The sequence below is a fragment of the Streptosporangium sandarakinum genome, assembly GCF_050942225.1.
Taxonomy (GTDB): Bacteria; Actinomycetota; Actinomycetes; order Streptosporangiales; family Streptosporangiaceae; genus Streptosporangium; species Streptosporangium nondiastaticum.
In genome coordinates, this window is the sequence record NZ_CP192034.1 from 7,795,600 (window position 1) to 7,822,193 (window position 26,594).

Consider the following 26,594-nt stretch of genomic DNA (forward strand, 5'->3'; position numbering starts at 1 on the left):
GTAGGGAAGGTGGGGCGGTCGCCTGGCGCGGGCCGTCAGGTCGCGGAGCCGGCCATCCGCTCGAAGCCGCCGGGGAGCTGCGAGGCGACGTGGCCGAAGACCTCGTCGCTGACGGTCTCGCGGAGGACCCTCAGGACGGCCCGGACGCCCTCGGTGGCCGCCTCGGTGTTCAGGCCGGCGTGCCGGGCCACCCGCGTGATGAAGTCGTCGAGCCCGAACTGCTCGCTCCTGCCCTCTGCCGGGATGAGCTCCCCGAGGGAGTCCGGCAGCCGTTCGGCGAGGTAGCGCGCCTCGCCGGAGCTCAGCCGGGTGCCGAGCGTCCGCATCACCGCGCGGGTGAGGTCCGCCGCCTCCTCACGCGTCAGGACCGTGCGGTCGGCGACCGTCTGGACGAACTCCTTGTATTCCACTTCGGTCTCCTCTCGTCGTCCGGCTAGCGTTCCCGGCCGCTCCGAAAACGAACACTGGGCATGAAATAACCCAAATGATTTGAAACTCGGCACGGGAACGGCCGGCCGTGCCGCGGGCGGGCGAGAGGGACGCCGCTCACGGCGCGGCCCGTGGCGAGGTCATGCGGCGCCGACGGGCGCCGCCCGGGGCTGCATATGGCGACGTTATGCAAAATCGTGGGGTTCTCCGGCCCCGGAGTCGATGACAGCTTGGTGGCGACCCGGAGCGCCGGGTCCGGACCGGCCCGCGGTCACCGTACGGCCCCGTCACACCCGGGCCGGTCCGGACCGGCCTCCGGCGCCGGGCGCGTCCGGCAGGCCGTACGGCGTGCCGCCAGGGCAGGCGGGTCCGCCCGGACGCGAGGCATGTTTCCCCGAACCCCCGAGGAGGCCACCGTGGACGCCGAGAACACCCGACCCGAGAACGCCGAGGAGAACGGAGGCGGGGGCATCAGCCGCAAGACGCTGCTGAAGGCCGCCCTCGTGGCCGTACCGGCCGCCCCGCTGCTGGTCGGCCGGGCCACGGCGCCGGCGAGCGCCGTGACGGACGGTCCGCTCCCCCTCACCCCGGCCTGCGACGACGGCGACGCCCCGACGATCGAGCAGATCGAGGGCCCCTACTTCAAGCCCGGCTCGCCGCTGCGGACCTCACTGGCCGGGCCCGGCACGCCGGGTGTCCCGCTGACCGTCAGCGGGTACGTGTTCGGCCGCTCGTGCCGCCCGATCGCCGGGGCGCTGCTGGACTTCTGGCAGGCCGACAACAACGGCGCCTACGACAACACGGGATACACCTTCCGCGGCCACCAGTTCAGCGACGCGCAGGGCGCCTTCCGGCTCACCACGATCGTGCCGGGCCTGTACCCCGGCCGGACCAGGCACATCCACGTCAAGGTCCAGGCGCCGAACGGGCCGGTGCTCACCACCCAGCTCTACTTCCCCGGCGAGCCCCGCAACAACACCGACACGATCTACAACCCGGCCCTGCTCATGACCGTGCGCACGGTCGGGTCGGGCAGGGAGGCGACGTTCGACTTCGTGCTCAACGTCGCCGCGCCCAGCCCGAGCCCGACCCCGACGATCACCCCGCCGCCGAACGGGGGCGGGACCTGGAAGGCCGGGACGAACTACCGGGCCGGCGACCAGGTCACCTACGGCGACGTCACCTACCGGTGCATCCAGGCGCACACGGCCTACGCAGGGTGGGAGCCCCCGAACGTCCCTGCTCTGTGGCAGCGCGTCTGACGCGCCGGCCACGGGCGCTCAGGGCGCCGGCGCGCTCGCCGTCCCGTTTCAGGGGTCCGCGACCTCAGGAGGGGGGTCCGTGATCTCGTGGGGGGGCAGGGCGGCGAGCGCGCACAGGGCCCGCAGGAAACCCTCGCGGTCGCCCTCGGGCAGGCGCGCCAGCAGGCGCTCCTCCCGGCGGCGGATGCCCGCCTGCGCGGAGTCGCGCAGGCGGCGGCCCTCGGCGGTCAGTGACAGGAGGCGGGCGCGCCGGTCGGCGGGGTCGGGGACCCGCTCGATGAGCCCCCTGCGCTGGAGGTCGTCGAGCACCCCGATGATGCGCGTCTTGTCCGCGCCGATGGACTGCGCGAGCGCGGCCTGGGTGCGCAGCGGCCCCTCCTCCAGCGCCAGCAGGACGCCGTACGCCCACATCGACAGGTCGTGCTCGGCCAGCACGGGCCGCTCGGCGTCGATCAGCGCCCGGGTCAGCGGGAGGAACATCGCGGCCAGGTCGGGGCGGTCCGTCACGGCATCCCACTATACGTTTGACAGATGATAAGCCCCTGTAGATGATAAGCATCTGCTTATTTATTTTGGGGGCGACCGTGGACATCAGAGAAGCCGTGGACATCCGGCAGCTGGACGAGCGCGCGGTCCGGGCGAGCGTGGACCTGGTCGCCGGGGCGTCGGCCGCCGACCTCGCGCGACCGACGCCGTGCGAGGGGTGGACACTGGCGGACCTGCTCGCCCACATGACCGCCCAGCACCACGGTTTCGCCGCCGCGGCCGAGGGCCGCGGGGCCGACCCGGAGGTGTGGCGGGTCGGCCCGCCCGGCGCCGACGCCGTCTCCGCCTACGTCGAGGCCGCCGAGCGGGTGACGACGGCGTTCGCCGCGGACGGCGTGCCGGACCGCGCCTTCGCCCTGGCCGAGTTCGGGGAGGGAGCGGTGTTCCCCGCGCCCCAGGCCATCGGCTTCCACTTCATCGACTACCTCGTGCACGGCTGGGACGTCGCCCGCTCGCTCGGCGTCCCCTTCACCCCGGACGCGGACCTGGTGGAGGCCGCCTGGCCGATCGCCCTGGCGATCCCGGACGACGAGCGGCGCCTCGCCCCGGGTTCGGCGTTCCGGCCGGGCCTGGCCGCCCCCGCGGACGCCCCCCGCTTCGAGGTGATCCTCGGCATGCTCGGCCGTTCCCCGGCCTGGGAGCCGTCCGGACGGTGATCCCCGCCCGGACGGTTCCCAGGCCGGACGGCGGGTCGCGTCCGGGCGGTGGTTCCCGCCCGGACGCCCGTCAGGGGCGGAAGGCGTCGGCGTGCTCGGCGACCCACCGGGCGAACGTGCGCGCCGGGCGGCCGGTGACCCGCTCCACGGTGTCGTTGACGATGTTGGGCTCCTCCGGCACGTTGGCGAACACGCCGATGAGGAAGTCGATCAGCTCCTGCGGCTGCCCCTCGGCGGCCATTCGCTCGCGCGCCTGCTCCTCGGTCAGCTCGACGAACCCGACGGGCCGGCCGATCGTCTCACCGATGACGCGGACCTTGTCCCGGATGGACAGCCGCTCGGGACCGGTCAGGCCGTACGTCCTGCCCGCGTGGCCGTCCTCCACCAGCGCCCTGGCGGCCACGGCCGCGATGTCGGCCTCGTGGACCATGGCGGTGGTCGCGTCGCCGAACGGCTCGCGCACCACCCCCTCGGTGCGGATCGGCTCGGCCCACCCCAACGCGTTGGACATGAACTCGGTCGGGCACACGAAGGTCCACTCCAGGCCGGCGGCCCGTACGGCGGGCTCCAGCGTGCCCTGGTCCCAGCCGCCCAGGACGGTGACCCGGCGCACACCCGCCTTGACCGCCAGCTCGGCGATCTCCCGGCCGTTCCGCAGCAGCCCGTAGTCGTCCCCGCCGAAGTTGATCAGGTGAACCCCGGTGACCCCGTCGAACGCGGACACCAGGCTGTCCGTCACGGTGAGGTCGCCGGCCACGACCTCCACCCCGGCGGGCATGGCGGCCCGGCCCGGGTCGCGGGTCAGGGCGCGCACCCGCCGGCCGTCCCGGACGAGCTCGTCCACGATGTGGCGGCCGACGGTTCCGGTGGCCCCGGTCACGAGAAAGGTCATTGCGGTCTCCTGCGCTCGTCTCCTGCTACGAGAAAGAAACTACGAGCCGATGCGGAAAGATTCTTTCCGCAATTACGAAGCCCGCGACTACGAAGTTCGCGGCGGAGAACGTCCGGATCCGGCGGCGGGCGACCCGCCTCCCGGCCAGCCGTACGGGACATATGGCGGGCTTGCGGACATATAACCGGATACCGATAGTTTGCCAAGCATGAACGTCGCCATTACCGGTGGATATGTCGTACCTGTTGACGGTGAGCCGATCGACGGCGGAACCGTACTGATCCAAGATGGCAAGATCACGGCGGTCGGGCCCGCGGCCGAGGTCGCCGTTCCCGAGGGCGTCACGACCGTCGACGCGGGCGGCTCGTGGGTGCTGCCCGGCTTCGTCGAGGCGCACGCCCACCTCGGCGTCCATGAGGAGGCCGAGGGCTGGGCCGGCCAGGACACCAACGAGATGACCGACCCCGTCGGCGCCCGGATGCGCGCCCTCGACGCGATCAACCCGGCCGACCTGGGCTTCGCCGACGCCCTGTCCGGCGGCGTCACCACCGCCGTCGTCAAGCCCGGCTCCGGCAACCCCATTGGCGGGCAGACGGTCGCGGTCAAGTGCTGGGGCCGTACGGTCGACGAGATGCTCGTCCGCCAGCCGGTGAGCGTGAAGAGCGCCCTCGGCGAGAACCCCAAGCGCGTCTACGGCGACCAGAAGAAGCTGCCCTCCACCCGGCAGGGCGTGGCCGCGGTCATCCGTGACGCGTTCACCAGGGCGCAGGACTACCGGGCCAGGCGGGAGCACGCCGCGGCCGAGGACAAGCCGTTCGACCGGGACGGCACGCTGGAGGTCCTCGTCCGGGTGCTCGACGGCGAACTGCCGTGGTGTCAGCACACCCACCGGGCCGACGACATCGCCACCGCCCTGCGGCTGGCCGACGAGTTCGGCTACCGCGTGATCCTCAACCACGGCACCGAGGGGCACCTGCTCGCCGACCTGATCGCGGAGCGGGAGGTGCCGGTGATCATCGGCCCGCTGTTCACCAGCAGGTCGAAGGTGGAGCTGCGGCAGCGGTCGCTGCGCAACCCCGGCATCCTGGCCAGGGCCGGCGTCGAGCTGGCGATCACCACCGACCACCCGGTGGTGCCGATCCACTTCCTCGTGCACCAGGCGACGCTGGCGGTCAAGGAGGGCCTGGACCGCGAGGCCGCGCTGCGCTCGATCACGGTGAACCCGGCGCGGATCATGGGCCTGGACGACCGGGTCGGTTCGCTCCGGCCGGGGCTGGACGGCGACGTGGTCATCTGGTCGGGTGACCCGCTCGACGTCATGAGCCGCGCACTGCGGGTGTTCGTCCAGGGCCGCGAGGTCTACTCCTTCTCGGCGGAGCAGGGCGAGGGCGAGGTGGCCGACCCCTACTACCGGGAGTCCTGACCCGCGCGTCACGGGAGTTCCGGCCCGAGCCGGAACTCCCGTGTCTCGTCCGGCCCGCCTGCCGGGAGGAGGACACCGGCGCGACACACCGCCAGAGAACCGCGCTTCGCCGTTTTCCACCGCTTAACCTGCGAAAACAGGATCAGGCAACAGCCGGCTCGCAAGCTCTCCGCCTCTCCGCCGGACGCGGGCGAGCCCCGGGGTGGGGGCATCAATGAAGATCGGTTACAAGCTCGCGTCCGAGGCGTTCGGCCCGAACGACCTCATCCGGCAGGCCGTACGCGCCGAGGACGCCGGGTTCGACTTCGTGGAGATGAGCGATCACTTCCACCCCTGGCTGGACGTCCAGGGGCACTCGTCGTTCACCTGGACGGTGCTGGGCGCCATCGCGGCGAAGACCGAGCGCATCGGGCTGGCGACCGGCGTGACCTGCCCGAGCATCCGCTACCACCCGGCGATCATCGCCCAGGCCGCCGCGACGACGGCCCTGGTGTCCGGCGGGCGCTTCACCCTGGGCATCGGGTCCGGGGAACGGCTCAACGAGCACGTCGTCGGCCTCGGGTTCCCCGACACCGTGCAGGTGCGCCACGAGATGCTCCGCGAGGCGCTGGAGATCATCCGGCTGCTGTGGCAGGGCGGGTACCGGTCCTACGAGGGCGAGTACCTCCGGCTGGAGGACGCCCGGGTGTTCGATCTGCCCGATGAGGCTCCACTGATCATCGTGGCGTCCGGCGGCCCGCACGCCTCCCGGATCGCCGCCGAGCTGGGGGACGGGCTGTTCGCCACCGAGGACAAGCCCGACCTCGTCCGGCACTACCGCGAGGCCGGCGGCGACGGTCCCCGCTACGCCGAGGTTCCGGTGGCGTGGGCGTCGGACGAGGGGGATGCGGTACGGGCCGCCCTGGAGACGTCCCGGTGGGCGGTGACCGGCTGGAAGGTCATGAGCGAACTGCCCAACCCGGTCAACTTCGAGGCCGCGAGCGCCACCGTCCGCGAGGACGACATCCGCGCGCAGTTCGCCTGCGGGCCGGACCCGGCGCGGTACGTCGAGAAGGCGCAGGGGTTCGTCGACGCCGGCTTCGACCACCTGGTGATGCAGAACGCCGGGCCCGACCCCGACGGCTTCATCGACTTCTACCGGAACGAACTGGACGAACGGCTCCGCGCCTTGACCCCGTCACACTGACCCGCGCGCCCGGCCCCGCGCCCTGACCCCCTCGCACCGACCCGCGCGCCCGGCCCCGCGCCCTGACCCCCTCGCACCGACCCGCGCGCCCGGCCCCGCGCCCTGACCCCCTCGCACCGACCCGCGCGCCCGGCCCCGCCGCACCGGTCCGCTCCCGGACCCGGAGCGTGGGGCTCCGCCCAGCGGCGCGCGGCGTCCCGGCGAGACGCGGCACCGGCGAGGGCTCCCCTCGGATCACCACAGGATCCAGGGGCTCTCCACGCCGCCGCTGTAGGAGGCCGTACCCGCCCGCCTCCACCGTTGGCGGACGTCGTGCTTGGTGCCGATGCGCGGGACCGTCACGGTGAACGGCCCGCACGTGGCGATCGCGCCGTCGCCCGGCGGGGCGACGCCCGCGCAGATGAAGGGCCGGGAGATGTTGCCGTCGTTGTCGGTGTCGTACAGCTGGACGTGGACGTCCGAGCGGACCGAACTCGATCCCCTGATCCGTCCCATGAGGTGGAAGACGTCGCCCACCATGGCGATGCAGGGCGACATCTCCGTGCCGGTGCCCGCGCCGGTGGCGATCCACTGGCGGCAGCGCCAGGCCGGCTCCGTGACCTGACGCGGGGGCTCCGCCGTACGCTTGCCGGCCGGTTCCGGCTCGGTCGCGCTCTTCGACCGCTCCGGCTCTGCGGTGTGGGGCTCCGGACTCGGGGTACGGCGCGCGGCGGTTTTCTCCGGGCTCGGCCTCGCGGGCCGCGTGGGAGCGGCCGTCTCCGTGGTACGGCTTCGCGCCGGCCGTTCCTCCGGGTCCTTCGAGCCCTGCGGGTCCTTCGAGCCCTTCGGGTCCTTGGGGTCCTTCGGCGAGGGGCCGGGCGACTTCTCCTTCGAGCCCTCCAGGGTGGCGGTCACCGTGCCGTCGACCGGTCCGCCGGTCGATTCCGCCTCCGCGACGACCCCGTCCCCCGCCGCCTCGGCGTCCAAGGTCCGCCACGGCGCCGCGAAGACCACCGCCGCGGCGGTGAGCGCCAGCGCCGCGCCGACGGCCGCGAGGACGGTCGGCCTCCGGAACGGCCCGCGCCGCGCCGGCGTCCCGGCTCCCTCACCTCCGGAGGCGATCGGGCCCGCCCCGGGCGCCGCGGTCTCCCGGGCGCCCGGGTGGGCGCCGTCCGCCGGAGGGGACACGGCCCCGTCGGCATCCGGCCCCGGGCGTACCGCGTTCCCGGGGAGCCGCGGCGCCGCGCGCGGCCGGACCCTGACCGGTGACGTGCGGCGAGGCGGACATCCCGTGGGCGGATGGACCCGGGCCGGCGACGTGCCACGCGGGAGGCGTCCCCTGGACGGCCGGATCCGGACGACCGGCGGGCGCGGGAAGGGGCTCGGAGGTGACGGCCGGGGCGTCCTCCCTGGCCACCGGGGGCAGGGCGGGCAGCCCGGCCAGCGACGGAGCGGCCCCGCGCAGCGCCGCGGCCACCTCCCCCGCGTGCGGACGTCCCGCCGGGTCCTTCGCGGCGCAGTCCGAGATGATCCGCCACAGCGGGTCCGGCATCCCGGGAAGTCTCCGGGGCGCGGCCGTCGCGTGCAGCCGGAGCAGGGCCATCGGGTGCTCGCCGACGAACGGCGGGCGGCCGGCGAGCAGCTCGTACAGGATCAGCCCGGCGGCGTACACGTCCACCGCCGGGGTGGCGGCCCCGCCGTCTGCCACCTCGGGCGACAGGTAGGAGGGCGTGCCGATGATCGAGGTGGTCTGCGTGAGCCCGGGGCCGTGGACGATGCGGGCCACACCGAAGTCCGTCAGCCGCGTCCGCCCGGTGGCCCCGTCGAGCAGGACGTTCCCCGGCTTGACGTCGCGGTGCACGATGCCCAGCGCGTGCGCCGCCGCCAGCGCCTCGGCGACCTGGGCCATCAGCCCGGCCGCCTCCGCCGGGGGCAGCGTGCCGCGCCGCCGGAGCAGGGCGCGGAGGTCCCCGCCCTCGACGAGGTCCATCACCAGGGCGAGCCGCTCGCCCTCGATGACGAAGTCGCGCAGCGTGACGATGTTGGGGTGGCGCAGGCTTCGCATCACGTTGCGTTCCTGCACGAACCGCAGGACCAGGTCCTCGTCGCCGGCGAGGCCGTCGCGCAGCAGCTTCACCGCGACGATCTCACCGGTGTCCCGGTGCCGCGCCCGCCAGACGCTTCCCATCCCGCCGGCGCCGATCTCGTCCAGGAGCACGTACCGGCTGCCCAGGGACGCCCCGGACCCGTCCGCCGCCATCGCCCGCCCTCCCCTCACTCGACCGGATGGAGATCACAATAGTGAGGAAGATCCGATTCTGGGAAAGCCTTCGGTGAGGCCGTACGGCCCGGAACGCCGCCGCGGGCCAGCACGGAACGCCCGCCGGACGTCGCCGGACCACGGGTGCGGTGACCGCCGGCCTGACGCGGTGATCGGCTCCGTCCCCGTCCCCTCCTTCACGGGAGATCACCTCCACTGACGCCCTGATGCGAGGGGTGCGCTCTGCGTACATTTTTCTTAGGTTAGGCTAACCAAAGTTTAGATAGCTTTTGGAGGTTTTCATGCATCGCCGTCCCATTCGGGGCCGCCTGTTCGGCGCGCTCTTCCTGCCCCTCCTGCTCACGCTCGCCGCGTGCGGGGGAACCACCGGGACGAGCGCCTCGGCCGCGGCCGGAAGCACCGGAGGCACCGGAGGCGCTGGCGATGTGACCGTGACGCACGCCAGGGGAACGGCCAAGGTCCCGGCCTCCCCGAAGAAGGTGGTGGTCTTCGACGTCGGCGTGCTGGCCACCCTCGACGAGCTCGGCGTCCGGGTGAGCGGGGTGCCGGTCGTGGAGAACCTGCCGGACGGCCTGGCCGAGTACGCCACCGACGCCTACCCCAAGGTCGGATCGCTGTTCGAGCCCGACTACGAGAAGGTCAACGCGCTGGAGCCGGACCTGATCGTGGTGGCCGGACGTTCCTCGGCCGCCTACCCCAAGCTCGCCGAGATCGCCCCCACCGTGGACCTGACGGTGGACAACGCCCACTTCCTGACCAGCCTCCGCCAGCGCGCCGAGGCCCTCGGCACGATCTTCGGCAAGCAGGCGGAGGTCGCGCGACGCCTCGACGCCATCGACGCCTCCGTCACCCGGGTGAAGGCCGCGGCGGGCGACCGTACCGGCCTGGTCGTGCTCACCACCGGCGGAAAGATCAGCGCCTACGGCCCCGGCTCCAGGTTCGGCCTCGTCCACGACGCCCTCGGCGTGAAGCCCGCCGCCGGCGGTCTGTCCACCGACGTCCACGGCAACGCCGTCTCGGCCGAGTTCATCGCCAAGGCCGACCCCGACCTGCTGTACGTCGTCGACCGCGACTCCGCCATCGGCCAGGACGGCGCCGCCGCCAAGCAGGTGCTGGACAACGAGCTGGTCAACGGGACCAAGGCCGCCAAGAACGGGAAGATCGTCTATCTCGACTCCTTCACCTGGTACGTCGCCCCCACCGCGCTCAGCTCGGTCGAGGCGATGATCAAGGCCGTCGGCGACAGCCTGTCGTGAACCGCCACCCGTCACCCGGGCGGCTGCGCGCGTGGCACCTGGTGGCCGGGGCGGTGCTGCTCGCCGTCCTGGCCGCCGGGTCCCTCCTCGTCGGCGTCGGCGACCTCACCCCGGTCGGCCTATTCGGCGGACGGCCCGGGGACGTGCGCCTCCTGATGGAGTCCCGGCTGCCGCGGCTGCTCGCCGTACTGCTCGCCGGCACCGCGACGAGCGTGGCCGGCCTGGTGATGATGCACATCACCGGCAACCGCTTCGTCTCGCCGTCCACCACCGGCACCGGTGAGTCGGCCGCCTTCGGCGTGCTGCTGGCCACGCTGTTCGCCGGCGGCGAGGCCGTTCTCGTCAAGATGGCCATGGCCGTCGGGTGCGCGCTGCTCGGGACGTTCTTCTTCGTGTGGATCCTGCGCCGGCTGACCTTCCGCGACATGATCCTCGTGCCGCTCGTCGGCATCATGTTCGGCGGGGTCATCGGTGCCGCCACCACGTTCTTCGCCTACCGGGCCGACCTGCTGCAGAGCCTCGGCGCGTGGACGGCGGGCGACTTCTCCGGCGTGCTGCGCGGCCGGTACGAGCTGCTGTGGGTCGCCGGCGCGGTGACCGCGCTCGGCTACCTGTACGCCGACCGGTTCACCGTCGCCGGCATGGGCCGCGGCTTCGCCGTCAACCTCGGCGTGCGCTACGACAGGGTGGTCAACACCGGCCTCGTGCTCGCCGCGGTCATCACCGCCGTCGTCGTGGTCACCGTCGGGCAGATCCCGTTCGTCAGCCTCGTCGTGCCCAACCTCGTGACCCTGGCGCTCGGCGACAACCTGCGCCACGCGCTGCCCGCGACCGCGCTCGCCGGAGCGCTGCTCGTGCTGCTGTGCGACGTCGCCGGCCGGCTCGTCAGGTTCCCCTACGAGATCCCGGTCTCCACCGTCGTCGGCGTCGTCGGCAGCGTCCTGTTCCTGGCGCTGCTGCTGCGCGGCGGCAGGCGGATGGGGCTGCGATGACGCCCTCACCCCCGTCCCCGGCCCCGGTGTCTCCGGCTCCGTCCCCGGCCTCCCCGGCCTCCCCCGCCGTGGCACGGACCTCACCGCCGGCGGCCCCGAGAGGGCTCTCCCCCGCGCAGGCGGCCGCGCGCCGCCGCGAACGCCGCGTGCTCGCCGTCCTCGCGCTGCTCGCCGTCGCCGCGGTCGCGGGATTCTGCCTGATCGGGCTCACCGGCAACTGGGAGTACGCCCTGGGCCTCAGAACCCGGAAGATCGCGACGATGATCGTGGTGGGAACCGCGGTGGCCTGCTCCAGCGTCCTGTTCCAGACCGTGACGGGCAACCGCGTCCTCACGCCCGGCGTCATGGGCTTCGACCAGCTCTTCGTCCTGGTCCAGACGCTGGTCGTGTTCCTGTTCGGCGCGCTGGCGCTCAGCTCGGCCGACCCCCGGCTGCTGTTCGCCGGTCAGGTCGCGGCGATGGTGCTGTTCGCCGGCGCCCTGTACCGCCTGCTGTTCGGCCGCGGCGGGCGCGACCTGTACGTCCTGGTCCTCGCCGGCGTCGTCTTCGGCACCCTGTTCGGCAGCCTGTCCTCACTCGCCTCCCGGCTGATCAACCCGAACGACTTCGTGGTGCTGCAGGACAGCCTGTTCGCCAGCTTCAACCAGGTCGACCCGGACCTGCTCGCCCTCTCCGCGCTGCTCGTCGCCGCGGCGGCGGTGTGGACCGCGAGACTCGCTCCCCGGCTCGACGTCGTCGCCCTCGGCCGCGACCACGCGCTCAACCTGGGCGTGCACCACGCCCGGGTGGTCAACCGGGTCCTGGTCGTCGCCGCGGTGCTGGTGTCGGTGTCCACGGCGCTGGTGGGTCCCGTCACCTTCCTCGGCCTGCTGGTCGCCAGCCTCGCCAGGCAGCTGACCGGCACGTTCCGCCACGGCACCGTACTGCCCGCCGCCGCGCTGCTCGCGGTGACCGTGCTGGTCGGCGGGCAACTGGTGCTGGAGCGGGTGTTCACCATGGACACCGCGCTCAGCGTGATCATCAACTTCGCCGGCGGTGTCTACTTCATCGCCCTGCTCATCCGGGAGTCACGACGGTGATCGAGATCAAGGACGTCACCAAACGGTACGGCGAGACCGTCGTCCTGGACGGGGTGTCGCTGACCATCGCCCCGGGCGGCGTGACCTCCGTCATCGGCGCCAACGGCGCGGGCAAGTCGACGCTGCTGTCCGTCGTCAGCCGGCTCGTCCCCGCCGACGGCGGCACCGTCACCGTGGACGGCATGGACGTCGCCACCACGCCCGGTGACCGGCTGGCCCGGCGCCTGGCCGTACTCCGGCAGGACAACCACCTGTCGGTACGGCTCACCGTGCGCGAACTGGTCGCCTTCGGCCGCTTCCCCCACTCGGGCGGCCGCCTCACCGCGGCCGACCGGGACCTCGTCGAGGAGGCCATCGATTACTTCGAGCTGGGCGACCTCGCCGACCGGCACCTGGACCAGCTGTCGGGCGGCCAGCGGCAGCGCGCCCACGTGGCCATGGTGCTCTGCCAGGACACCGACTACGTCCTGCTCGACGAGCCGCTGAACAACCTCGACATGCGGCACTCGGTGCAGATGATGCGCCGGCTGCGGCGCATGGCCGACGACTACGGCAAGACCGTGGTCATGGTCGTGCACGACGTCAACTTCGCCTCCTGCCACTCCGACACCATCGTGGCCATGAAAGACGGTTCGGTGGTCGCGCAGGGGACGACCGCGGAGATGATGACGCCGGAGGTGCTCAACGCGGTGTACGACCTCGACATCGACGTCCACGAGATCGGCGGCCACCGCATCGGCGTCTACTTCTCCTGACGGCGCGGCCGGCTCTCCGGCGGCACGCCCCGGTTCTCCTGCCGGCGCGCCCCTGCCGTCGCGAAGAGCCACGGCGTCTGTGGTTTTCCACACCCCTGAACGGCCACGTGCCTCATGGTGGCCGTACCCTGACCGTTCCTAGTCTCGGACGCATGACGGAATGGCTGATTCACCTGATGGAGATGCTCGGCGCACCGGGAGCCGGGATCGCGATCGCGCTGGAGAACCTCTTCCCGCCCCTCCCCAGCGAGGTGATCCTGCCGCTGGCCGGTTTCACCGCCTCCCGGGGAGAGATGGGCCTGCTCGCCGTACTGCTGTGGACCACCGCCGGATCGGTGATCGGGGCGCTGGCGCTGTACCAGGTGGGCGCGCTGCTCGGCCGCGAGCGCACGCTGGCCCTGGCCGCCCGGATCCCGCTGCTGAAGGTCTCCGACATCGCCAGGACCGAGGCGTGGTTCCTCAGGCACGGGCGCAAGACGGTGTTCTTCGGCCGGATGATTCCGATCTTCCGCAGCCTGATCTCCGTTCCCGCCGGGGTGGAGCGCATGCCGCTGGGCGTTTTCACGCTCCTGACCACGGCCGGCAGCCTGCTCTGGAACACCGTCTTCGTGCTGGCCGGCTGGACACTCGGCGAGAACTGGTCGCTGGTGCGGGCATACGTCGACCTGGGTACCAACGCGGTCATCGCCGCGGTGGCGCTGGCGGTGCTGGTCTTCGTGGGCGTGCGGCTGGGCGAGCGACGCAAGGGACGGCATGCGCTGGACGGCTAGCGGGCTGCGGCTCGTCGGGGCGGTGACCGCCGGTGCGGTCACCGCCCTTCTGGGTTTGCTCTTCGTCCTGGTGACGGCGCCGTTCGCCGACCGTCCCGCGGTACGCGCGGCGGCCGCGTGGCTGACCGGGCTGGAACTGCGGCGACTGCGCCTGGACCTCCCCGACCGGCGCGAGGGGGATGAGCGGCGCTTCCTGGCCGCCCGGGTGCCCGTGGGCGTCCTGGGCGGCCTGGTGGTGTTCCTGCTGGTGTTCGGCATCGACGTGGCGACCGGGCTGGTGTGGTCGTGGAGCCGCGGGGAGGCGTTCGACGGCATGCTGCCCACCCCGCCGCTGCTGGCCTACATGTTCCTGTCGGGCTCCGTCCTGCTCTTCCTGGAGGCGACCGGCCTGGTGGGGGTGGACTCACTGGATCGGCGGCTGGCCGTACGGCTGCTCGCTCCCGACCCGGCCGAGGCGCTCCGGCGGCGGATCACCGAGCTGACCGAGAGCCGCGCCGGTGTCGTCGCGGCGGTCGACGCCGAACGGCGGCGCATCGAGCGTGACCTCCACGACGGGGTGCAGCAGCGGCTGGTGGCGCTGTCCATGCTCGCGGGGCGCGCCCGCCGGGGCCGCCCCGAGCTGCTGGAGCAGCTGCACGAGCAGGCCCAGCAGACCCTGGTGGAGCTGCGCGAGGTGGCCTGGCGGGTGTACCCGTCGGGGCTGGACGCGCACGGGCTGCCGGAGACGCTGGCCGGGGTGGCCGAGCGGGCCTCGGTCAAGGTCACGGTGACCTGCGACCTGCCGGAACGGCCCCCGGTGGCGGTGGAGACCGCCGCCTACTTCGTGGCCAGCGAGGCCGTGACGAACGCCGCCAAGCACTCCGGGGCCACCCTGGTCACCATCGGAGTACGCCAGGAGGGCACCATGGTCATCGTGCGAGTGGAGGATGACGGCATGGGCGGGGCAGACGCCACCGGCGGCGGGTTGACCGGACTGGCGCGGCGGGTGGCCGCGCTGGACGGCCGGTTCACCGTGACCAGCCCGCCCGGCGGGCCGACCGTGATCGAAGCGGAGCTGCCGTGCGGGTGATGCTGGCCGAGGACTCGGCCCTGCTGCGGGAGGGCCTGGTGCGGCTGCTGAAGGAGGAAGGCCACGACGTCCTGGCCGCGGTGGGCGACGCCGACGCGCTCCTGGAGGCGGTGGACGGCGGGCGGCCCGACGCGGTGGTGGTCGACGTGCGGATGCCGCCCACCCACACCGACGAGGGCCTGCGCGCCGCGTTGGAGATCCGGCGGCGCCGGCCGGAGGTCAAGGTGCTGGTGCTGTCGCAGTACGTCGAGAAGAGGTACGCCACCGAGCTGATGAGCGGCAGCATCGACGGCGTCGGCTACCTGCTCAAGGACCGGGTGGCCCAGGTCGGCGACTTCCTGGACGCGCTGGAGCGGGTGGGCGCGGGCGGGACGGCGTTCGACCCGGAGGTGGTGCGCCAGCTGCTGGTCCGCACCAGCCATGCCGACCCGCTGGCCCGGCTCACCGCCCGCGAACGCCAGGTGCTGGAGCTCATGGCCCAGGGCCTGACCAACGCCTCCATCGCCCAAACCCTGCACGTGTCGCAGAGCGCGGTGGAGAAGCACGTCAACGCCCTGTTCGACAAGCTCGCGCTGTCGCACACCACCGGCTACAGCCGCCGCGTGCTGGCCGTACTGCGCTACCTCGGCACCTGAGCGGCCCCGGCCCTCCACGGACGCGGTTCTCCGCAGCCGCGATGGGGGCTGTGGTTTTCCGCAGCCGAGATGGGCGGCGCACCTCGGCTGTGGTTTTCCGCAGCCGAGGTGGGCGGCGCACCGCATTCCGCCGCGAAGTCGATCTCCATAGCGTTGAGCACATGATGCAGACGATGATGAACGTGCTGGTGGCGGCGGCTGTGGCGACGGGCGGCCAGGCCGTGGACGTACGCTCCGACCTGGAGAGGATCGTGTCGGGCGGCGGGGCGACGGCCGCCCTGGCGCGGGTCTCCGACGGCCACCGCGCCTGGACCGGCGCCGCGGGCGTGCGCGACATCGAGCGCGGAGGACGGCCGTCGCCCGGCGGCCACTTCCGGATCGGCAGCGTCACCAAGACCTTCGTCGCGACCGTGGTGCTCCAGCTCGTGGACGAGGGCAAGGTGCGGCTCGACGATCCCGTCGACGAGTACCTGCCCGGCCTGGTGCCCGACGGCGAGCGGATCACCGTCCGGCGACTCCTCAACCACACCAGCCACCTGTACGACTACATGAGCGAGCCCGGATACTCCACCAACCGCTGGCGCGGCGACGCCCGGTTCCGCTCCTACCAGCCGCGCGAGCTGCTCAAGGTGGCCTTCGCCAAGAAGCTCCCCGACGACGGGAAGTGGCACTACTCCAACACCAACTACGTGGTGCTCGGACTGCTGGTGGAGAAGCTGACCGGCCACCCGTACGGTGAGGAGGTCACCAGCCGCATCCTGCGCCCGCTCGGGCTGCGCCACACGGTGATCCCGGGCGACCGGGCAGGGCTGCCGTCACCGCACGCCAAGGGGTACGAGCCGCTGCCCGGCCTGGTGGACGCGACGCGGATGAACCCCTCGCTGGACTGGGCCGCCGGGGAGATGATCTCGACCGCCGCGGACCTGGAGCGGTTCATGTCCGCGCTGCTCGGCGGCAAGCTGATCAGCAAGGCGTCCCTGCGGGCGATGCGCACGACCGTCGAGACGGGAGCCGGGTTCGGCTACGGGCTCGGGCTGCAGGCATACCCGCTGCCGTGCGGCACGGTGTGGGGGCACAGCGGCGAGCTGATCGGCTACCTCACGTTCACGTTCCGCTCGGACTCCGGCACGTCGATGACCCTGTCGATCAACCCCTCGACCCGCAACCCGACCACGGAGGAGGTCATGGGGATCGCCGTCAGGACGTTCTGCGGATCGGCGGGCCAGGGCGGCGGCGCGCCGTCGCCGTCCGGTTCGGCGAGCTCGCCGGCCGCCGTCTCCACGGCGCCGTCATCGCGTCCCTGACGCTCCGGCCCACGACGTCGGCAGGCCGAAAACCAGGTGCGGACCGCCGGCGCGGTGGAGTGTGATCGGGGCCATGACGATCGTGTTGGGTGAGCCGGAAGTCGACGGGCTGGGCGAGGTCGTGGACGTGCTGCGGGAGTGGCAGCACGACGGGGCGCCGATACAGCTGCACCCGGGGGACCTGGGCTGGTTCTGGCGGTTCGGCGCGGAGGCGACGGCCGCGGCGGTCCGGACGTGGAGCCGGGACGGGCGGATTCTCGCCGTCGGGCTGCTGGACGGCCCCGGACTGTTACGGCTGGCGTTCGCGCCGGACGCCCAGCGGGACGAGGAGCTGGCGCGGCGGCTGGTCGAGGACGTGACCGAGCCGGAGCGCGGCGTGCTGAGCGCGGGGAAGGCGGACATCGAAGCGCCCATGCGCGCGCTGGTCCAGGACCTGCTGTCCGAGGCCGGCTGGAACGCCGACGAGCCGTGGACACCGCTGCGCCGCGACCTCACGGAACCGGTGGAGGACCCGGGCGTGCGGATCGAGGTGGTCGGGCCGGAGCGGGTGCACGTGCGGACCGCCGTACAGCGGGCGTCGTTCGGCGTGTCGACGTTCACGGACGACCGCTGGCACGCGATGGCGGCCGGACCGCCGTACGCCGACGCCCGCTGTCTGGTCGCCCACGACGACCGGGGCGACGCGGTGGCGGCGGTGACGGTGTGGTCGGCCGGTCCGGGTAAGCCCGGGTTGCTCGAACCGATGGGCGTGCACCGGGAACATCGCGGTCGCGGCTACGGCACGGCGATCACCGTCGCCGCGGCGGCCGCGCTCCGGGAGCTGGGCTCGTCGAGCGCGGTCGTCTGCACCCCGAGCTCCAACGTCGGCGCCGTCGCCACCTACGTGTCAGGCGGCTTCCAGCGGCTCCCCGAGGTCCGGGACAAACACCGGGACGCCTGACGCCTCCCACGGCCTCTCCGTCTGATCACGCCCCCGGCCCGCCGCAGAACGGCGGCGGACCGGGGGCGAAGCGTCAGACGCGGCTTCGCGAAGATCGAACGGCGGCGGGCCGGGGGCGAAGCGTCAGCCCCGGCTTCGTGAAGATCGAAACGGATCCGAGCGATCACCGGCCGTTCTCCCCGGGCGAGGCGTCGTCCCGTGAGGCCGGCACCACGATCCGTCCGGTGTCCTCGTCCTCGTCCTCGCCCTTGTCACGCGTCACCCAGAGATGGACCAACGCGCCGATGAACAGCACGATCGAGGTCCACTGGTTGATCCGCAGCCCCAGGAGCGTCACCGCGTGGTCCACTCCGCCCACCGGGTCGATCCGCAGCCCCTCGATCCAGAACCGCCCCAACGTGTAACCGGCGACGTAGAGGGCGAACAGGCGGCCGTGGCGCAGCGTGAACCGCCTGCCGGCCAGGATCAGCCCGAAACCGAGCGCCGCATCCCACAGCGACTCGTACAGGAACGTCGGGTGGTAGAGCACGCCCGGCTCGCCGCCGTGCGCCTGGTCGATCTCCAGACCCCACGGCAACGTGGTCGGACCGCCGTACAGCTCCTGGTTGAACCAGTTGCCCCAGCGGGCGATCGCCTGCCCGAACGCGATGCCGGGCGCGACCGTGTCGGCCACGGCGCCCAGGGACAGCCCCCGGCGCCGGCAGGCCAGCCACACGCCCACGCCTCCCAGGGCGACCGCGCCCCAGATACTGAGACCGCCTTCCCAGATGAACAGCGCCCGGTAGGGCTCCTTGACCGCGCGCGGGCCGAAGTAGGTCTGCCAGTCGGTGATGACGTGGTACAGGCGCGTACCGATCAGGCCGAAGATCACCCCGGGGACCGCGATGTCGCCGATCACGCTCTTCTCGCCGCCGCGGTCGCGCCAGCGGCGCTCGCTGAGCCAGATGCCGAAGCCGATCCCGAGGATGAAGCACAACGCGTACGCCCGGATCGGGACGAATCCGAGATACCAGACCCCCTGGGAAGGGCTGGGAATCAAGGCAAGGGACATGCCGGCGAGGCTACTCAGCCTGAGACCGCTTGACCGCCTTCGTGACCTGATCGCAAGGGCGCCGGAGACTCCCCCTGCGGCTCTTCCTCGTTGATGCCCGGCGAGATGACCGCATCGTCAGCGTTGTCGGCAAGTTCAACGAAAAAGCCCCGAGCGGTCATCGCCCGGGGCTTCTCTACTGCTCAAATGTGGTGGTCAGGGGCAGGGTCGAACTGCCGACCTTCCGCTTTTCAGGCGGACGCTCGTACCAACTGAGCTACCTGACCTGGATGGTGGTGCGACACCTACCAGAGCGGTCCTGACGGGACTTGAACCCGCGACCTCCACCTTGACAGGGTGGCGAGCACTCCAAACTGCTCTACAGGACCTTGCTTTGTCGGAAACTTTCGTTTCCGTTTTTCTCGGCCCGCCTAGCTTACCAGTTCTTCGGAGGTCTTCGACCTGCCGTTTTCCCGGTGAGCTTATGCTCGGCCGTGCCCCCAACGGGATTCGAACCCGTGTCGCCGCCTTGAAAGGGCGGTGTCCTAGGCCACTAGACGATGGGGGCTCGGGACTCTCATCCCGTTCCGTGCCGTCTTCCGCTGGAGACCTCTGAAGCATAGGGGACTTTTGCCCTCGATGCCAAAGCGGCGTTCCGGCGGCCCACGGACTTACGGAGCCTTGGTGTCGGCGGCCTCCCCCGTCGGAGAGGGGGTGACCGCCGGCCCAGGAGAAATTGTACGGCCCGGGTCGGTCTCGACGTGACGTTCGATCTGTACCGACTGCTCACCCAGCCCGCCCAGGGTGATGTCGTCCCAGGCCCGGAGCCTGTGGGTCTTGCGGTCGAAATACAGCACGGAGGCCGCGACCGGCGTGGGCTCGTCGTGTTCCAGGGCGCGCAGGCCGGCCCCTCCGGTGGAGCCCTGGACGAGGACGCGGGTGCCGGACGGCAGCAGCTCGGTGGACCGCTCGTGGGCGTGCCCGGTGAGGACCATCGGCACGGCGCCGGAGAAGGCCCGGGCGATCGTGGGGTCGTGCACCGCCACCAGGTCGACCGGCTGCTTGAACGCCTGACCCAGCCGGGTGGCGTAGGCGTGCCCCAGGGCCGTCAGGGTCTCCGGGGCGGAGTCGACCTCCACCGACTTGTCGGGGGTGAACCGGGGGTCGCCGACGCCGTAGATGCGCAGTCCCGCGACCTCCTTGACCGTGTCGTCGAGGACGACGGCGTGCTTCTGCTTGGCCACGGCCCGCTGGGTGGCCTTGGAATCGTGGTTGCCCCGGACGAAGACGTACGGCACGCCGAAGGTCGGGATCTCCTCGACGAACTTGTCCTCAGGGGAGGTGCCGTGGTCGGTCAGGTCCCCGGTGTCCACGATCGCGTCGATCTTGAACTGGCCGATGACCGAGCGGATGAGGTTCCACGCGACCGGGTTGAGGTGGATGTCGGAGACGTGCAGGACCCGGATCGAGGTGGGGTCGGAGTCGTAGATCGGCAGGGAGGAGACCGTGTCGTAGAGCTGGGAGACGTTGTTGACCAGCTTGGCGAGCTGGGACCGGTAGGACTCGAACCTCGTCACGATCGACTCGGCGCTGCCGACCAGGGACGGCGCGCCGGCGAGGAGGCCGGTGTACTTGGGCTCCACCACCGAGTTCGGCCGGAAGGTCAGGGCGGCGCCGGCCCCGGTGGCGGCCATCGCGACGACGACGCTCAGCAGTCCGGCCAGGGCCGCCCCCGGCCGGCGGAAGACGATCAGGGAGACGAGCAGCGCGCCGAGGAGGCCGCACAGCAGTGCGCGCAGCGCGAGCGTCTTCACCCCCTCGCGCAGTTCCTTCTCCAGGAGGGTGGGGAGCTGGCTGGACAGCCGCGGGTCCTCCAGCAGCGCGCCGGCGCGGGCGGGGTTGATGTTGTCCAGGGTGACGCGCAGAGCGACCGGGGCGTCGTGCGTGTCGAAGGTGAGGGTGCCCAGCGGGTGGACGTCCACGACGGTCTCCCCGGACCACGACGGCGCCGCCGACATGCCGATGTCGACCGGGCCGACGCTGGTACGCACCGGACCGCCGAGCGAGATGCCCAGCCAGGCGCCGGCGATCGCGATCACGACGATCGCCACCCCGCGTGCGAACGGCCCCCTGACGGAGGGGACGAGACTTCTTGTCCGGCTCATGAAACCCATGCGGCTCCCTCACACCCGGAAACGCGGGCACAATGGCTGTTGTGATCGAGGTCTCGAGAGAGAAGTTCGAAGAGCTCGTGGCCGAGGCACTGGACACGATCCCTCCCGAGCTGACCAGGGTCATGGACAACGTGGTCGTGGTGGTCGTGGACGATCCTCCCGAGCCCGGTCTGCTGGGTCTCTACACGGGCATCCCCCTTACCGAACGCGGCGACTGGTATGCCGGAGTGTTACCCGACCGGATAGAGATCTACCGCCACCCCATCTGCACAATGTGCACATCTGAGAGTGAAGTGGTGGAAGAGGTGCGGATCACCGTGGTTCACGAGATCGCCCACCATTTCGGCATCGACGATGACCGGCTCCACGAACTCGGCTGGTGACCGCCGGCGACGGTCGGTGACCACGCCCATCATCCCCGAACCCCACGGAAGACGGCGGCTTTTCCCCGGTTTCTGATTACGGCTTGCGCGCGGTTGGACGCTTTCAGTTGCGCCAGGGCGCTCGAACAGGCACCGTAGGTTACACACTGAACACCCACAGTCAATGCGCCTGCGAGCCCACCGGAGTCCTATGGCGGCCACCACGCCCGGCCGGCTGCCCGGGCGGCACCGCCGTCCGGCCGAGCGCCGGGCAACGTACGGCGAGGTCATCGCCATCGGCGAGTTCCGCGCCCTCTGGCTCGGCCAGGGTCTTTCGCTCCTGGGCGACCAGCTCTCCCGGGTGGCGCTGTCCGTGCTGGTCTTCCAGGGTACGGAGTCGGCGCTGGCCACCGCGTCGGTCTACGCGCTGACCTACCTCCCGCCGATCATCGGCGGTCCCCTCCTCGCGGGGCTGGCCGACCGCTACGCCCGGCGGCGGGTGATGATCATCTGTGACCTGCTCCGGGCCGTCATGGTGGCGCTCATGGCCGTCCCCGGCACGCCGTTCCCGGCGCTGTGCGGGCTGGTCTTCTGCGTGGTGCTGCTCAGCGCCCCGTTCTCCGCCGCGCGAGCCGCGCTGCTGCCCGAGCTTCTCGCCGGCGACCGCTACGTCATGGGGTCCGCCCTGCAGAACATGACCAACCAGGGCGCCCAGATGCTGGGGTTCGCGCTCGGCGGAGCGCTGATCATGGGGATGGGCCCGTACCGCGCGCTGGCCCTGGACGCCGCCACCTACCTCGCCTCGGCGCTCATCCTCGCCTCCGGGGTACGCCGGCGCCCCCTGCCCGGGAACGGCGAGACCGGCCGCCCCTCCATGTGGACGACGACCCGAGCCGGAGCGCGACTGGTCTTCGGCGATCCGCGGCTGCGGACGCTGGTCCTCTTCGCCTGGCTGTGCGGCTTCTACGTGCTGCCCGAGGGGATCGCGACGCCGTACGCCGCCACGCTGACCGCCGATCCGGAGCGGATCTCCTTCGTCGCGGGCCTGCTGATGGGGTCGATGCCGACCGGTACGGTCGTCGGCGCGTTCTTCTTCAGCCGGTACGTCACCCCGTCCCGGCGTCTGCGGTCCATGGGGTGGATGGCGATGCTGACCTGCGCGCCGTTGATCCTGTGCGCGGCACGGCCACCGCTCGCCGCGGTGCTGGCCCTGTGGTTCGCCTCCGGCGTGGGCGGCGCCTACCAGCTCGCGGCGAACGCCGCGTTCGTGCAGTGCGTGCCCGCCGAGCGCCGGGCCATGGCCTTCGGGCTCGTGCAGTCGGGCCTGCTCGCCGTCCAGGGGATCGGCATCCTCATCGGCGGCGCCGCCGCCGCCGAACTCGGCCCGGAGGCCGTGGTGGGGCTGGCCGGCGCGGCGGGGCTCGTCGTCGCCGCCGCGCTGGCCGTACTGTGGTCGGGATCCCGCAAGGAGATCATCGAGAGGGTCCGCGCCGAGGCGGCCGCCTGAGTCACGCCCGCGGCTCGTCATCCCGCCGCGGCGGGGTGGTCGGCGTGGCGTAGGCGTCCTGCGGAGCGGCCGGGCCGGAGTAGTAGGGGGTGGGGTCGGCGTAGCCGGGGTGGCCCTGACCCGGGTGGCCCTGGGGGCGGTTCTGGCCGGTGGTCCTGGCCCAGTGCTCGGCCTTGGCCCAGCCCTCCCTGGCCTTGACCTTGGCGTCCTGCCAGACCGGGTCGTCCTTGTGCTTGTCGATCAGGCGCTCCAGGACCGACGTGCCGGTGGTCTCCGAGGGCATGAGCAGCCATCCGACGAGGTAGATGCCGGCCCCAAGGCCGCCGAAGAACGTGGTACCGGCGATGATCACGCGGACGACGTTCGCGTCGATCCCGACGTACCGTCCGATGCCGGACGCCACACCCGCGACGATGCGGCCGTCCCTGGTCCTGTAGAGCCGCTTGACACCCGAGAAGTCGTTTTCTTCCATGTCTTCAGACTGCCCCGCGAGGAGCCCCGATCCCATCGGGATTCGCCCTGGCACGACCCTGACCTTCCATCCGGCGGCATCCGGATTACCCTGACACCGGGCCCAGGGTGCCCCAGGGAGAAGGGAACAGTCCATGGACGACCTGCTGCGCATCGACGACACGTTCTCCGAGGAACAGCGCCTGATCCGCGACACGGTACGGCGGTTCGTGGCCGAGCGGGTACTGCCCCACGTCGGCGACTGGTTCGAGGAGGGCGTCTTCCCGGCGCGCGAGCTCGGCCCGGCGCTCGGCTCCCTCGGCCTCCTCGGGATGCACCTGGACGGCTACGGCTGCGCCGGCATGGACGCCGTCTCCTACGGCATCGCCTGCCGCGAACTGGAGGCCGGCGACTCGGGCCTGCGGTCGTTCGTCTCCGTGCAGGGCTCACTCGCCATGTTCCCCATCTGGAAGTACGGCTCGGCGGAGCAGAAGGAGGAGTGGCTGCCCCGGATGGCGGCCGGCGAGGCGATCGGCTGCTTCGGCCTGACCGAGCCGGACCACGGCTCCGACCCGGGCGGCATGCGCACCCACGCCAAGCAGGACCCCTCCGGCGACTGGATCCTCAACGGCTCCAAGATGTGGATCACCAACGGCTCCATCGCGGACGTCGCGGTGGTCTGGGCCCAGACCGAGGACGGCATCCGCGGCTTCGTGGTCCCCACCGGCACGCCCGGCTTCTCCGCCCCGGAGATCCACCGGAAGATGTCCCTGCGCGCCTCGGTGACCTCATCGCTGTACTTCGACGACGTCCGCCTGCCCGCCTCCGCCGTACTGCCGGATGTGCGGGGCCTGAAGGGCCCGCTGTCGTGCCTGTCGGAGGCGCGGTACGGCATCCTGTGGGGCGTGGTGGGCGCCGCCCGGGCCTGCCTGGAGACGGCCCTCGACTACGCCACCAGCCGGGTGCAGTTCGACCGCCCCATCGGGGCCTTCCAGCTCACCCAGCGCAAGCTCGGCTGGATGTACGTCGGCCTGGGGCAGGCCCAGCTCACCGCCCTGCACCTGGGGCGGCTGAAGGACGCGGGCGCCATCACCCCGCAGCAGGTCAGCTTCGGCAAGCTCGCCAACGTCCGCGCCGCCCTCGACATCGCCCGCGAGGCCCGCTCGATCCTCGGCGGCAACGGCATCACGCTGGAGTATCCGGTGATCCGGCACATGAACAACCTGGAGACCGTGCTGACCTACGAGGGCACCGAGGAGGTGCACCTGCTCACCCTGGGCCGGGCGCTCACCGGGCTGGACGCCTTCCACTGAGCCGGCCGGGTCCGCGCCGGAGACGGGCACCGGGTGGACGCCTCCGTCCGCCCGGCCGTTCAGGCGTCCGGGCGCTCAGGTGTCCGGGCGTCCGGGCTTCTCACCTGGCCCGGCGGCTTCCACCGGCCCGGTCGTAGAGACCGCCTGGCCGTAGAGGTCGCCCGGCCGTAGAGACCGCCTGGCCGTAAAGGTCGCCCGGCCGTAGGGACCCGCCGGCGCTACCGCTGGAGCGCCCGGCGCTGCGGCAGGCCCAGCGGATGCCACTCGGGTGCCCGGGTCGCCGCCGACTCCAGCTTCTCCGCCCAGGAGACCCCTCGGCGCAGGTAGAAGCGGAGCAGCTCGGCGGCGGCGCGGGCGTCGACCAGCGCGTGGTGGGCGTCGGAGAGCGGGATGCCCGCCCGCTCGCAGCAGGCCGACAGCGTCCACTTGCCGTGCGGGATGAACTCGGGGGCGAGCTTCTGGGTGCACAGGGTCTCGGTCAGCCACTGGCTCCCGGGCAGGTCCCGCAGGAAACGCAGGTCGAACGAGGCGTTGTGGGCCACCAGGACGCGCCCGGCGATCCGCGACCACACCTCGTCCAGCACCTCCTCGATCACCGGGGCGCCGGCGACCATCTGCTTGGTGATGCCGTGGACGTGCGCGGGCCCGGTGTCCCGCAGGGGGTTGATCAGCGAGTGCCACTCGTCGACGATCTCGCCGCCGGTGTCCAGGGAGACGAGCGCGATCTCGCAGATGCGGTCGCCCCTCGCCGGAGAGAACCCGGTGGTCTCCACGTCGACCACGACATATCCCTGCCGAGCGGACACCCGGTGCCCCGGAAGCGACTCCAACCCCCAACTTGTCATGAACGCCAGCCTATGGGGCGGGCGACCGTCGTCACGCGGCGTTCGGCGAACCGGGAGGCCCGACGGGCCTGGCGACGGACGATAGTGGACACTATCCTCGGTACGCTGTCTCCAGCGGGGCGTTAGCTCAATGGTTAGAGCTGCGGACTTTTAATCCGTAGGTTCTGGGTTCGAGTCCCAGGCGCCCTACCTCACTGAACTGGGCGGACTTCCCGATCGTCATGACCGGGGAGCCCGCCCGGTCGCATTTCCCGTTGCAGTCGCCGCCGTTCCGTTGCGTCAGGAGTCCCACAGCGCTCGACCCATCCGGGCCGCCGCCTCGCTCGCCAAGGTCTCCGTGATGTGGGTGTAGCGCTTGGTCGTGGTCAGTTGGGAGTGACCGAGGACGGCCTGAACCACTCGGATGTCAACGCCCTGCGCCAGAAGGAGCGTCGCCGCTTTGCCCTTGCCCTTCGGCTTGACGAAGGGCAAGGCGGCGGCGCGGCGCGCCGCCGCACGGACGCCGCCCGAGCGTGCGGCGTGGGCGCCGGTCTCGGCCGGCGGCAGGACCACGGGCCGCCCACCGCACCGCCCGCGCGCCGTACCCGACCATCGGCCGCCGTACCGGGGCCGCACCGCCGCCGTACAGATGCAGCACGACGATCGCCATGCTGTGGTCGGCCATCACACGAGGTCGGGGGCGATCGGAGGCATGGGACTTCGTTCCTCAGCCCCAGTCCAACGGGATGCGGTGGTAACCGCTGATCAGAGTGCTGATGTCAGGAAGGCACATCACGATTGATGTCCGTGTCTGTGGCGGGAAATCCCAGCTCTGCCAAGCCGGACCGGACCGCCTTCGATTCCTGATCGAGCAGGCTCCGCGCCCTTGTGCCCCAATTGGCGTCTATCCGGAAGCTGTCTCCCTCGAAGCGAGGGAACACATGCAGGTGAAAGTGGAAGACCTCCTGAAACGCTGCCTTCCCGTCCGCCAGGAAAACGTTCACGCCCTCACATCGCAAACCAGAGCGCCGTAAAGCCCGGCCCATCCGATGGCCGATCGTCCATACATGCGCACTCGTCTCCTCATCAAGGTCCTCCAGTCCCACGGCATGAACGCGTGGAATGACAAGGAGGTGACCAGGGGTGACGGCTCCTATGTCCATGATTACCATCACGCGGTCGTCCGCGTAGGGAACGCTCGCTTCAGCCTCGCCGCGAAGAATCGCGCAGAATACGCAGTCCGATCCGCCAAGATCTCCCATGGTCAACATAGTGACAGCGAGCGGCATCCCACAGCGAATGCTTTTGGCTTGAACAAGATCCGGCATGTGCGCGTAACGCACCTCTAGCCGTTGGAGCCTCGCCGAGCCCGCCGGAAGCCCTGTCACGGGCAGGGGGATCGAGCTGATAAGTAAGAGGTCGGCTCACGCTGCCGTGCCCGTCGCGTGCCCGATGGGGTGGGAGACGAGGGGGAACAGCG

Annotated in this window: 27 protein-coding genes and 4 tRNA genes; 17 read left to right on the forward strand and 14 right to left on the reverse strand. The window is 71.6% G+C overall.

Annotated elements, in window-relative coordinates:
• Positions 1 to 35: 35 nt before the first annotated feature.
• On the reverse strand, positions 36 to 410 hold the full coding sequence (locus ACQP10_RS35750; RefSeq protein WP_179822386.1) for a DUF2267 domain-containing protein: 375 nt from the start codon (positions 408 to 410) through the stop codon (positions 36 to 38).
• A gap of 435 nt (positions 411 to 845) precedes the next feature.
• Between ACQP10_RS35750 and ACQP10_RS35755 the strand changes: the two genes are divergently transcribed.
• The gene (locus ACQP10_RS35755) at positions 846 to 1,691 is read left to right on the forward strand and encodes a carbohydrate-binding protein (protein WP_312873365.1); all 846 of its coding nucleotides are present in this window, start codon (positions 846 to 848) and stop codon (positions 1,689 to 1,691) included.
• Positions 1,692 to 1,739: 48 nt separating this feature from the next.
• Here ACQP10_RS35755 and ACQP10_RS35760 read toward each other — a convergent pair whose 3' ends face one another.
• Positions 1,740 to 2,198, reverse strand: a complete 459-nt coding sequence (locus ACQP10_RS35760) for a MarR family winged helix-turn-helix transcriptional regulator (protein ID WP_386150807.1) — start codon at positions 2,196 to 2,198, stop codon at positions 1,740 to 1,742.
• A 77-nt stretch (positions 2,199 to 2,275) separates the two neighbouring features.
• Between ACQP10_RS35760 and ACQP10_RS35765 the strand changes: the two genes are divergently transcribed.
• Positions 2,276 to 2,893, forward strand: a complete 618-nt coding sequence (locus tag ACQP10_RS35765; RefSeq protein WP_399501808.1) for a TIGR03086 family metal-binding protein — start codon at positions 2,276 to 2,278, stop codon at positions 2,891 to 2,893.
• 70 nt (positions 2,894 to 2,963) lie between these two features.
• Here the strand turns inward: ACQP10_RS35765 and ACQP10_RS35770 are convergent, their stop codons facing one another.
• Entirely contained in the window at positions 2,964 to 3,785 is an 822-nt protein-coding gene (locus ACQP10_RS35770; protein ID WP_399501807.1) for an NmrA family NAD(P)-binding protein, read from the reverse strand.
• A gap of 208 nt (positions 3,786 to 3,993) precedes the next feature.
• Between ACQP10_RS35770 and ACQP10_RS35775 the strand changes: the two genes are divergently transcribed.
• Positions 3,994 to 5,208 (forward strand): amidohydrolase, encoded by a 1,215-nt coding sequence (locus tag ACQP10_RS35775; RefSeq protein ID WP_399501806.1) that lies wholly within the window; start codon positions 3,994 to 3,996, stop codon positions 5,206 to 5,208.
• A 214-nt stretch (positions 5,209 to 5,422) separates the two neighbouring features.
• A complete protein-coding gene (locus ACQP10_RS35780) occupies positions 5,423 to 6,394 on the forward strand; it encodes a TIGR03557 family F420-dependent LLM class oxidoreductase (RefSeq protein WP_390003094.1) in 972 nt (323 codons plus the stop codon).
• Between the two features lie 234 nt (positions 6,395 to 6,628).
• Here ACQP10_RS35780 and ACQP10_RS35785 read toward each other — a convergent pair whose 3' ends face one another.
• Together ACQP10_RS35785 and ACQP10_RS35790 are read right to left on the reverse strand one after the other, a co-directional pair.
• A complete protein-coding gene (locus ACQP10_RS35785) occupies positions 6,629 to 7,561 on the reverse strand; it encodes a hypothetical protein (RefSeq protein WP_433540504.1) in 933 nt (310 codons plus the stop codon).
• Positions 7,479 to 8,633 (reverse strand): protein kinase domain-containing protein, encoded by a 1,155-nt coding sequence (locus ACQP10_RS35790; RefSeq protein WP_433540505.1) that lies wholly within the window; start codon positions 8,631 to 8,633, stop codon positions 7,479 to 7,481. The genes ACQP10_RS35785 and ACQP10_RS35790 overlap by 83 nt, the downstream gene beginning before the upstream one ends.
• A 302-nt stretch (positions 8,634 to 8,935) precedes the next feature.
• Here ACQP10_RS35790 and ACQP10_RS35795 point away from each other — a divergent pair, with 302 nt between their 5' ends.
• The 9 genes from ACQP10_RS35795 (at position 8,936) to ACQP10_RS35835 (ending at position 17,454) form a co-directional block, all read left to right on the forward strand.
• A complete protein-coding gene (locus tag ACQP10_RS35795; RefSeq protein ID WP_399501803.1) occupies positions 8,936 to 9,910 on the forward strand; it encodes a siderophore ABC transporter substrate-binding protein in 975 nt (324 codons plus the stop codon).
• Positions 9,907 to 10,902: an ABC transporter permease gene (locus tag ACQP10_RS35800; protein WP_433540506.1), complete on the forward strand. Its 996-nt coding sequence runs from the start codon at positions 9,907 to 9,909 to the stop codon at positions 10,900 to 10,902. The genes ACQP10_RS35795 and ACQP10_RS35800 overlap by 4 nt, the downstream gene beginning before the upstream one ends.
• A 68-nt stretch (positions 10,903 to 10,970) precedes the next feature.
• Complete coding sequence (locus ACQP10_RS35805) at positions 10,971 to 11,981, forward strand: iron chelate uptake ABC transporter family permease subunit (protein ID WP_433540507.1); 1,011 nt, start codon at positions 10,971 to 10,973, stop codon at positions 11,979 to 11,981.
• Complete coding sequence (locus ACQP10_RS35810; protein WP_189250038.1) at positions 11,978 to 12,736, forward strand: iron ABC transporter ATP-binding protein; 759 nt, start codon at positions 11,978 to 11,980, stop codon at positions 12,734 to 12,736. The genes ACQP10_RS35805 and ACQP10_RS35810 overlap by 4 nt, the downstream gene beginning before the upstream one ends.
• A 152-nt stretch (positions 12,737 to 12,888) precedes the next feature.
• Positions 12,889 to 13,506, forward strand: a complete 618-nt coding sequence (locus ACQP10_RS35815; RefSeq protein WP_390003082.1) for a DedA family protein — start codon at positions 12,889 to 12,891, stop codon at positions 13,504 to 13,506.
• Positions 13,490 to 14,575 carry a sensor histidine kinase gene (locus ACQP10_RS35820; protein ID WP_433540508.1) on the forward strand — a complete coding sequence of 362 codons (1,086 nt, stop codon included), beginning with the start codon at positions 13,490 to 13,492 and terminating at the stop codon, positions 14,573 to 14,575. The genes ACQP10_RS35815 and ACQP10_RS35820 overlap by 17 nt, the downstream gene beginning before the upstream one ends.
• A complete protein-coding gene (locus tag ACQP10_RS35825) occupies positions 14,566 to 15,210 on the forward strand; it encodes a response regulator transcription factor (protein WP_346018588.1) in 645 nt (214 codons plus the stop codon). The genes ACQP10_RS35820 and ACQP10_RS35825 overlap by 10 nt, the downstream gene beginning before the upstream one ends.
• A gap of 161 nt (positions 15,211 to 15,371) precedes the next feature.
• Positions 15,372 to 16,514 carry a serine hydrolase domain-containing protein gene (locus ACQP10_RS35830; RefSeq protein WP_433540509.1) on the forward strand — a complete coding sequence of 381 codons (1,143 nt, stop codon included), beginning with the start codon at positions 15,372 to 15,374 and terminating at the stop codon, positions 16,512 to 16,514.
• Positions 16,515 to 16,587: 73 nt separating this feature from the next.
• The gene (locus ACQP10_RS35835; RefSeq protein ID WP_399501799.1) at positions 16,588 to 17,454 is read left to right on the forward strand and encodes a GNAT family N-acetyltransferase; all 867 of its coding nucleotides are present in this window, start codon (positions 16,588 to 16,590) and stop codon (positions 17,452 to 17,454) included.
• A 163-nt stretch (positions 17,455 to 17,617) separates the two neighbouring features.
• Here ACQP10_RS35835 and lgt read toward each other — a convergent pair whose 3' ends face one another.
• From lgt to ACQP10_RS35860, 5 genes are all read right to left on the reverse strand, one after another.
• Positions 17,618 to 18,505, reverse strand: a complete 888-nt coding sequence (gene lgt / locus ACQP10_RS35840; protein WP_433540510.1) for a prolipoprotein diacylglyceryl transferase — start codon at positions 18,503 to 18,505, stop codon at positions 17,618 to 17,620.
• Between the two features lie 189 nt (positions 18,506 to 18,694).
• Positions 18,695 to 18,771 (reverse strand) — tRNA-Phe (locus tag ACQP10_RS35845).
• Positions 18,772 to 18,798: 27 nt separating this feature from the next.
• A tRNA-Asp gene (locus ACQP10_RS35850) sits at positions 18,799 to 18,873 on the reverse strand.
• A gap of 106 nt (positions 18,874 to 18,979) precedes the next feature.
• Positions 18,980 to 19,052 (reverse strand) — tRNA-Glu (locus ACQP10_RS35855).
• A 103-nt stretch (positions 19,053 to 19,155) separates the two neighbouring features.
• Complete coding sequence (locus tag ACQP10_RS35860) at positions 19,156 to 20,658, reverse strand: metallophosphoesterase family protein (protein ID WP_433540511.1); 1,503 nt, start codon at positions 20,656 to 20,658, stop codon at positions 19,156 to 19,158.
• Positions 20,659 to 20,690: 32 nt separating this feature from the next.
• On the opposite strand from ACQP10_RS35860, the gene ACQP10_RS35865 reads away from it, so the two are divergent.
• Together ACQP10_RS35865 and ACQP10_RS35870 are read left to right on the forward strand one after the other, a co-directional pair.
• A complete protein-coding gene (locus tag ACQP10_RS35865; RefSeq protein ID WP_386150817.1) occupies positions 20,691 to 21,041 on the forward strand; it encodes a metallopeptidase family protein in 351 nt (116 codons plus the stop codon).
• A 190-nt stretch (positions 21,042 to 21,231) separates the two neighbouring features.
• The gene (locus tag ACQP10_RS35870; protein ID WP_346018582.1) at positions 21,232 to 22,527 is read left to right on the forward strand and encodes an MFS transporter; all 1,296 of its coding nucleotides are present in this window, start codon (positions 21,232 to 21,234) and stop codon (positions 22,525 to 22,527) included.
• A gap of 1 nt (position 22,528) precedes the next feature.
• On the opposite strand, the gene ACQP10_RS35875 is transcribed toward ACQP10_RS35870, so the two are convergent.
• Positions 22,529 to 22,999, reverse strand: coding sequence for a PspC domain-containing protein (locus tag ACQP10_RS35875; protein WP_433540512.1), 471 nt, complete (start codon positions 22,997 to 22,999; stop codon positions 22,529 to 22,531).
• A 133-nt stretch (positions 23,000 to 23,132) separates the two neighbouring features.
• Here ACQP10_RS35875 and ACQP10_RS35880 point away from each other — a divergent pair, with 133 nt between their 5' ends.
• Entirely contained in the window at positions 23,133 to 24,290 is a 1,158-nt protein-coding gene (locus ACQP10_RS35880; protein ID WP_433540513.1) for an acyl-CoA dehydrogenase family protein, read from the forward strand.
• Positions 24,291 to 24,508: 218 nt separating this feature from the next.
• On the opposite strand, the gene ACQP10_RS35885 is transcribed toward ACQP10_RS35880, so the two are convergent.
• Positions 24,509 to 25,135 carry a 3'-5' exonuclease gene (locus ACQP10_RS35885; RefSeq protein WP_346018580.1) on the reverse strand — a complete coding sequence of 209 codons (627 nt, stop codon included), beginning with the start codon at positions 25,133 to 25,135 and terminating at the stop codon, positions 24,509 to 24,511.
• Positions 25,136 to 25,251: 116 nt separating this feature from the next.
• On the opposite strand from ACQP10_RS35885, the gene ACQP10_RS35890 reads away from it, so the two are divergent.
• Positions 25,252 to 25,324 (forward strand) — tRNA-Lys (locus ACQP10_RS35890).
• A 90-nt stretch (positions 25,325 to 25,414) separates the two neighbouring features.
• On the opposite strand, the gene ACQP10_RS35895 is transcribed toward ACQP10_RS35890, so the two are convergent.
• Positions 25,415 to 25,687, reverse strand: coding sequence for a tyrosine-type recombinase/integrase (locus ACQP10_RS35895; RefSeq protein WP_433540514.1), 273 nt, complete (start codon positions 25,685 to 25,687; stop codon positions 25,415 to 25,417).
• A gap of 206 nt (positions 25,688 to 25,893) precedes the next feature.
• A complete protein-coding gene (locus ACQP10_RS35900) occupies positions 25,894 to 26,442 on the reverse strand; it encodes an HIT family protein (RefSeq protein ID WP_399501794.1) in 549 nt (182 codons plus the stop codon).
• Positions 26,443 to 26,594: the final 152 nt, after the last annotated feature.